Here is a 7,822-nt window from a genome sequence, read left to right on the forward strand (position 1 = left end):
ATGAATATACTGCTTGCAATGATACCTGCATTTTTATGGGGAACGACTTATGCAGTGACCCAGTATACTTTGCATGACTGGCCTCCCCTGCTATTAGGTGCACTGCGCGCCTTACCTGCTGGAATAATTTTATTCATGCTTAAGCCAACGTTGCCTGCTCGTGAAAACTGGCCAGTACTTTGTAGCATTGGCTTTATCAATATTGCGGTATTTTTTAGCTTGATATTTGTCATGGCACTGACCTTACCTTCCGCCATTTCAGGTGTTGGCATGGTGGCAGTTCCCGTTTTTGCCATGATTTATCATTGGCTTATCAATAAGGTTAAACCCAAAAAAATCCAAGCTATCAGTGGCGCCATCTTGATTTTACTTGCTTGGCTGTTATTTGACCCTAGCTCAATTAGTTTAAATCCAATCGGGCTTGTAGCCATGCTTGGCGCTATCTCATGCATTATTGTGGGCAGTACCATTGTCAAAGGTCTTGGGGGTAAAATTCACTGGTGGGAAGTCCTCACTTGGCAGTTAATCATTGGTGGGTTGATGTTAGCTATTGCATCAATGGTTCAAATGGTGATGACGCCAGAACCTTATCAAGTTGTTATCGAACAATTTAGCCAAAAGAATCTTGTCGGTTTGGTTTGGATTATCGTCCTAAATACTGCTGTAGGTTATGGTTTATATGTTTGGTTATTGCAAAAAATGTCAGTGGTTGATTTTACTTTTGGCAGCATAGCCAATCCGATAGCGGGTATATTATCGGGGATGATTTTGGTCGGTGAGAATTTTACTTGGTTTCAATACTGCTTAATGTTTGGCATGATTTTAATGTCATTAATGCCACAACTTGTTGCATTAGTGCGTAGAAAGCAGCCTTAAATCCGATTAATCTTTTGATAAGCATTTAGCCAAACTTATCTTTAAGCCAGCCATAGTGATAATAACCCCATTGCCCTAGCCGTCTTGCTTTTGCAAACGGCATCGATGGTAATGGGGAGTTATACAAAGGTAAATTCGGTAAGGTTTCGCCTGCAATATTTTGTGCCAGTCTAAAGGCGGCTTGGGCGCTGAATGATACGCCTGCGCCGCAGTAACCTAAACTATATCCGACACCGCCTTTACCATATACATGGGGCATGTCATCCATTGACGCAGCAATCCATCCCGTCCAGTTAAAGGCGACTTTTTTACGGTTTAAATATGGGAAGCATTTATCCATCGCAAGCTTTAAACGCTGCCCATATATTGGGTTACTGGCATCTTTGCCCCATACAGCGCCGCGCCCACCAAATAGTAAGCGGTTATCTGGTAGCAAACGAAAGTAATATTTTAAAATCCGCGTATCCATAGTGACTTGATTACTGAGCAATCCCGCTTGCTGTATTTCATCAGGGCTTAACGGTTCAGTGACAATGATATTGCTTAAAATGGGCAGAAATTTGTCATCAATGCGTTGGTTTAGCTGTTTCGGTGAATAGGCATTACCCGCCATAATCACTTTATTGGCAATTAACTCCCCTTTTGCTGTGATTAACCTGTGTTTGCCGTTTTCTTCTATCCAGTCAATGACACAAGATTGCTCATGGATTTTAACCCCTTGCTGCTCGACAGCTTGCTTATAGCCTAATAGCAGCTTAAGCGGATGTAGACCAAACCCATCATTAAGCCGTAATGCACCATAGGCCTGATGATGATTCAAGTATTGCTGCCGAAACGTGTCAGCCTCAATAAATTCGGCAGAAAATTCAGTACCGCTTGCCATGTTATTTTGAATATACGCAGCAGCACTTTGCAATTGACTCAATGCTTTGAGGTTATGAGCCACTTTAAGGTAACCTTTTTCTTGCGGCTCACAATCAATTTGGTGCTTGGTAATAAGCTCTTCAACTCGACTAACCGCTTGGCTAAACTCTTGATAAATCCCTTTTGCCGTCTCAAGATCCCAGCGCTTTTCCATCGCAGAGTACCCCAAACGGCCAGAGCCCTTAAGTACAAAACCTGCGTTACGGGCGCTGGCACCAAAACCCACTTGATTTGCCTCTAATACCTGACAATCGATATTAAATTCAGTTGCCAAATAATAGGCGGTCAATAAGCCGGTGTAGCCGCCACCAATGATCGCCACATCAGTTTGATGTGTGCCAGTCAAAGGCGGTAAGCCTGCAGGTAATGCTTGAGTGCTCGCCCAATAGCTATCGGCAAAAGGTTGTGAAACGGGCGTAGAAGTAATTAGTGGATCGTAAAAAGGCGCAGACATAAGTGATACTCATTTAAAACAGGCAGTTTCATACTTGCAAGCATACTTAACCAACAATCAATGGCTAATCACAGCTCGTTATCAGCTAAATTCAAGTACCATTTCACAGGCCGTACAATGACAATCGTCACCACACAACACGCAAATATAATCATTGGTTTCATCTGACTGCTGGTTCCAACGACTAGGATGCTCTTTGATAAGCTTGCCACCTGCATGGGTAAAATAACTAACAGCGGAATTATTTGGGCTTTGCTGCCATAAATGGCTTACGCCAGCTCTTGCTCCCTGAGCTTTAACCGCTTTAATGGAAGCTTGCAGTAATTTACTGCCAATACCTTGCCCTCGCAGTGACTCCGTCACCGTATTGCATTTGAAATAGCACATATCTTCAATCGCAACCGGCCACTCACTTGGCGTGCACCATTTATCGATAGGCCATTGCCCTGCAGCATAAGTTAACCTAAATCCAATAATACTTGTTTGATTATTAGCAGTAGACGCTTGTGAACTTTGCTCATTTTCAGCGATAAAATGGGCATTTATATTATTTTTTATGCCCATTTTATAAATTTTAGTTAGCGAATCGATATCTAAATATCCTTCACCATGCACTCGATTACCAAGTTCAATAACCTGTTGAAAATCATCGGGAGTTAGTGCTCTTATTATCATTTTTTCACTCTAACTTGGGGGTGTAATGCAGCCAAGATATCACAGAAAATAACTCAAAATAAACGATGTTAAACTTTTGTGATAATTTAGCGATAACACAGTGAGATCCCTTTGGCAGAATCGATTGCAATTAAACAAAAGGAGCTCTGTTATGAAATCATCAGTCTTAAAGACAACTATGTTGCCAGCCGTATCACACCAAGTTAACGCACCATCTCGCGCAGTCAAAGCGAGCCTATTAACAGTAGGACTTATGGCGGCGGGCATTTTCAGCGCTTCAGCCACTGCTGCAGATTTAGAAATTAGCGTGGTTAATTTAACTCACGGTAATCATTTCACGCCAATATTTATTGCAGCACATGATGCTGACAGCCACCTATTTGAAGTCGGCGGGACCGCGACACCAGCATTACAAAAAATGGCAGAAGGCGGGGATATTGCAGATTTAGATGCAGCTGTAATGGGTGCGGGTGGTTTTACAGTAACCAACCCAGCCATGGGGCTATTAGCGCCAGGCGCAACAGTGAATGAAGTGATGCTTGATTCAATGGATATGACTCACTTATCAATTGTGGCGATGGTTTTACCCACCAATGATGCCTTTATCGGTTTAGATGGTTGGGAAATTCCTACTGAAGCTGGCAGCTACACAGTCTATTTGAATGCTTATGATGCAGGTACTGAAGCCAATGATGAAATCGTTAATGGTGGCGGCATGTCTGGCGTACCTGGGATCCCAGCAGCACCTGGTGGTGATGCGGGCATGAATGGTACTGGTGTAATGGATGGTTCTGTTAACAGTTATGTGCATATTCACCCAGGTGTATTAGGTGATACCGATGCAGCAGGTGGCGCAAGTGATTTAGATAGCCGTATTCATCGCTGGTTAAACCCTGTGGCGAAAGTTGTTGTTACCGTCAAATAAGGGGACTCGCAATGAGATATTTAACGAATACTTCAAAAAAGCACAGTCAAAAGTACAACCATAAACACAGCTTAACCGCTGCTGCTTTGATTGCTGTGATTGGATTAACGGGTTGTTCTGATGACGATGATGATTCGCCAGCACCAGAGCCAGTAACCCCAACAACACCTGTGGCAGTAATGCAAACCTACACTGTGACTGTCACTAACTTAACCGCTAATCAGCCTATGTCGCCTATTGCAATCGCATCTCACAGTGCTGATGTGATGCTATGGCAAGCAGGTGAAGCAGCCAATGTGGCGCTTGAGAAAATAGCCGAAGGTGGTGATGCTGCCGATGTAGCTGCTATTGAAGGAGTGAATTCAACGGTCAGCGGCGCAGGTATTTTAATGCCTGGCATGTCGGAAACCATCACAGTAACACTTGATGAAGCTGACGTAGCCAACCTCACCGTTGCCACCATGCTAGTGAATACCAATGATGCGTTTACTGGCCTTAATAGCTACGACATCACTATGCTTGCAGTAGATGAATCGGTATCAATGCGCGGCATGGTTTACGATGCGGGAACTGAAGCTAACTCAGAAGCAAAAGGCACAATGCCTGGACCTGCTGACGGCGGCGAAGGTTACAATTCAGAAAGAGATGACGTTGATTTTGTTCATATTCATCCAGGTGTCATTACTATGTATGACGGCTTAATGGATAGTGTATTAACGCCTTCTCATCGATTCGATAACCCTGCTGTGGCAATTTCCATTAGCCGCACTGAATAAGCCGAAACTAGGCTTTATTAAGGTTCAATTTATTAGATTGCGAATAAAAATCAATCAAATTGAAATTTAATCTTCCCATCTCAGGTCTGCTCAATAGGGATCTGATTTGGGATATTCAGGATGAACGATAGCAATAAGCATAACGGCCATCAGATAAAGCCACACATTTTGCTGGTGGAAGACGAGCAAGACTTAGCAAAACTCATCATGCTTAACTTAACGGCACTAAATTATGAAGTTTTTCATGCCACTACGTTAAGCCAAGCGATGCAAATTATCGACACGAAAACACTCGATCTGATTTTAATGGATCGTATGTTGCCCGATGGCGACGGCATTATGTTGTGTCAGCAATTACGTGAAGCTGAAAAATCACTACCCGTGATGATGCTCACCGCTAAAGATTCTGAAGCGGATATTGTTTTAGGTTTAGAAGCGGGCGCAGATGATTATCTCGTCAAACCTTTTAGCGTATTAGAGCTTAGAGCAAGAGTTAAAGCTATGCTCAGACGCAGTAAGGTGCAACAAGTACAAACGGAACAACTTGATTTTCATGGTGTCTCGATTAATTCATCTACTCGAGAAGTAGTATCAAATAATAGCACCTTGGAATTAACAGCTCGTGAGTTCGACTTATTACTGTTTTTAGCCAAACATCCACTGCAAGTTTTTAGCCGCATGCAATTACTTGAGGCGGTTTGGGGTTACAACTATGACGGTTATGAACACACGGTAAATAGCCACATTAATCGTTTACGCAGTAAATTGGCCCGCAGTCCCGGTCACCCTGAACTGGTTAAAACCGTCTGGGGAGTAGGCTATAAATTTTCACCACCGCAAGCCTAACGCTATCTTTTCTAAGACATTACCAAGGCAGGTCTGTCATTATGAATCGTTTATTTAACCGATTATTTCTTTCTGCCACTGTGGTGGTTTTACTGTTATTTGTTGCCTTATGGCAGTGGCTGCAGCTCAATCATGAATTTAGCCGCAATCAAATACAGCAATCCCTTCATCTTGAGCTCGCAGAGCACATGGCGCATATTAATCCATTGCTTTCTCAAGGCATCACCTCTGATGCAGCATTAAAAGAAGCTTTCCATGACTTTATGTTGCTCGGCCCCAGTTTTGAAATCTATACCCTAGATCCCGAAGGTCGTGTCGTGGCTTATGATGCCAAAGAAGAGAAAATCAAAAAAAATCGGGTCGACTTAAACAAAATCCAGCAATTTATTGATGGAAGAGATTTACCCATTTTAGGCACAGATCCGCGCTCGACAGAAACTCAAAAGATATTCTCTGTCAGCCCTCTCATTACCGAAAATGGCCTCCACAGTGGCTATTTATATGTGATTATTGGTGGTGAAGATTATGATAGTTGGCAAGCCCTGATTAATTCAGAAAACCAGCCCAAGCTTTGGGGGGCAACTATCGGATTTTGGGTTATTTTTGCGTTAATTCTGTTTGTACTGTTATTAGGCTTTTTTACCCGTCCAATTCAAAAATTAGCCAGCGATTTAACGCGCCTCAAAGATGCCCCTTTAGGAGAAAACCTTGCCCTCCCTAATCGTTATAACGGCAGTTTAGAAATCAAAAAACTCAGTGAGCATATTAATCACTTACTACAAGAGCTCAATAATCAGCATCAACAAGTCAAACGTCAACAACAAGCAAAACACGATTTTTTACTGCATCTATCCCATGACTTGAAAACCCCGCTCACTTCATTACTTGGCTATATCGACACTTGGTTACTGTCGCCACCCGACGAACGCCAACCGGAATTTATTGAATATGCAGCAAACTCAGGGCAAAACCTACAGCAACTGTTATCGCAATTATTGGAGCTGGCAGCACTAGAAAACGGCCAGATAAGTGCCCAAATTAAACAAATAAACTTGCGGGAAGTGTTACTTGATTTAAATCAGACTTTTGCCCCAAGAGCCAAAAAACTCGGCGTCACTTTAGATTTTGATGTTACTGACGAATTACAGGTGTATACCGACCCGCAGTTAATGAGGCGGATATTAAATAACCTGGTGGATAATGCACTGCGCTACACACCGAAAAACGGCACTATAACAGTCTACAGCGAAACCCTTAATGGTCACAGCTGGTTGGCCGTTAAAGATACTGGTGCAGGGATGCATAAGCATGAGGTTGAAGCGTTAAAGCAGTTATCGATGCAGCAACTCAATTTTGCCCCCGATCAACCCTTACCTCAGCTTGGGGTGGGATTAGCCATTGTCAGGCAGTTACTTGGGCTATTAAAGTGTCGTATTGATATTAAAAGCACCCCGGGAAAAGGCAGCCACTTTATGATTGAATTAGCAATCAGCTAAATTGATCATCTTTTAAAACCAAATGACTTATCACTTAACCTAAAAACTTGTCACTTAACCCACAAAAAAAGCCACCTAAATGAGGTGGCTTGGTATTGTATGTGTGCCTAGAAACTTAATTCCTTAAACACCTAGGTACTTAATCACTTAAATCAACTAATAGATATCACTTAAATCAACTAATAGAAACGTCTTAAATCAGCTAATAGATATCTCTTAAAAGAAGTGACGATTAGCTGATAAAAAAGACTTAACCATTATCGATTGATAGGTATAGTGCTTTGATTTTGTGGAAGAATAAGCTCGCGACACCTGCAAATAAACTGCCCCACATCAGTAGTACAGAAGCAACCGTTACATATTGGCCCATGTAGTAATCAGCGTTAGCAACATAGATGTAATGAGTACCAGGAAGCAGTGCAGCAAAAATAGCAAAGAACACTAAAGCAACAATAATTTGAATTTTCATATTTAACTCTCTTTTTAGCGAATGCTACTGATGTGGCTTCTATCCCATCATGAAACAAAGCTAGTTAGCTTAATAAAATTAATCTCAGTATGAGTATAAAATATCAAATTAACCCACTGAATAGTTTTGCAAAGATCACAATTTAGAATATCTCATTGTTACTTTGTGATTTAGCTCACCACATAATTATCAAGATCACTAATATAAGTTAGCAGGTCTTGGTCAAACCTCTACTTATTTTTACCAAATAAAAAAGACGAGCATTGCTCGTCTCAGATTAATGACAAACCCCCACTTTTTTTAAAGTGGGGGTTTTATTTTATTGGTTTATACGCATTTCACGACGTTTATTTAAAAACACATCTTGAGCAATATTGTTGG

Annotated in this window: 8 protein-coding genes; 5 read left to right on the plus strand and 3 right to left on the minus strand. The window is 41.8% G+C overall.

Features of this window, described 5'->3' with window-relative positions; genetic code table 11:
* The gene (locus L2735_RS17830; protein WP_248985996.1) at positions 1–876 is read left to right on the plus strand and encodes a DMT family transporter; all 876 of its coding nucleotides are present in this window, start codon (positions 1–3) and stop codon (positions 874–876) included.
* Between the two features lie 25 nt (positions 877–901).
* On the opposite strand, the gene L2735_RS17835 is transcribed toward L2735_RS17830, so the two are convergent.
* Positions 902–2,254 carry an NAD(P)/FAD-dependent oxidoreductase gene (locus L2735_RS17835; protein WP_248985997.1) on the minus strand — a complete coding sequence of 451 codons (1,353 nt, stop codon included), beginning with the start codon at positions 2,252–2,254 and terminating at the stop codon, positions 902–904.
* Between the two features lie 81 nt (positions 2,255–2,335).
* On the minus strand, positions 2,336–2,929 hold the full coding sequence (locus L2735_RS17840) for a GNAT family N-acetyltransferase (RefSeq protein ID WP_248985998.1): 594 nt from the start codon (positions 2,927–2,929) through the stop codon (positions 2,336–2,338).
* Positions 2,930–3,182: 253 nt separating this feature from the next.
* Between L2735_RS17840 and L2735_RS17845 the strand changes: the two genes are divergently transcribed.
* The 4 genes from L2735_RS17845 to L2735_RS17860 all read left to right on the plus strand — a co-directional run bounded on the left by L2735_RS17845 (position 3,183) and on the right by L2735_RS17860 (position 6,972).
* Complete coding sequence (locus tag L2735_RS17845; protein ID WP_248986003.1) at positions 3,183–3,854, plus strand: spondin domain-containing protein; 672 nt, start codon at positions 3,183–3,185, stop codon at positions 3,852–3,854.
* 11 nt (positions 3,855–3,865) lie between these two features.
* Positions 3,866–4,630 (plus strand): spondin domain-containing protein, encoded by a 765-nt coding sequence (locus L2735_RS17850; protein ID WP_248985999.1) that lies wholly within the window; start codon positions 3,866–3,868, stop codon positions 4,628–4,630.
* A 120-nt stretch (positions 4,631–4,750) separates the two neighbouring features.
* Complete coding sequence (locus L2735_RS17855) at positions 4,751–5,476, plus strand: response regulator transcription factor (RefSeq protein ID WP_248986000.1); 726 nt, start codon at positions 4,751–4,753, stop codon at positions 5,474–5,476.
* A gap of 41 nt (positions 5,477–5,517) precedes the next feature.
* Positions 5,518–6,972 (plus strand): sensor histidine kinase, encoded by a 1,455-nt coding sequence (locus tag L2735_RS17860; RefSeq protein ID WP_248986001.1) that lies wholly within the window; start codon positions 5,518–5,520, stop codon positions 6,970–6,972.
* 250 nt (positions 6,973–7,222) lie between these two features.
* Here L2735_RS17860 and L2735_RS17865 read toward each other — a convergent pair whose 3' ends face one another.
* Positions 7,223–7,441: a hypothetical protein gene (locus tag L2735_RS17865; protein ID WP_248986002.1), complete on the minus strand. Its 219-nt coding sequence runs from the start codon at positions 7,439–7,441 to the stop codon at positions 7,223–7,225.
* Positions 7,442–7,822: the final 381 nt, after the last annotated feature.

This window comes from Shewanella olleyana, from assembly GCF_023283825.1.
In the GTDB taxonomy this organism is placed as follows: domain Bacteria; phylum Pseudomonadota; class Gammaproteobacteria; order Enterobacterales; family Shewanellaceae; genus Shewanella; species Shewanella olleyana.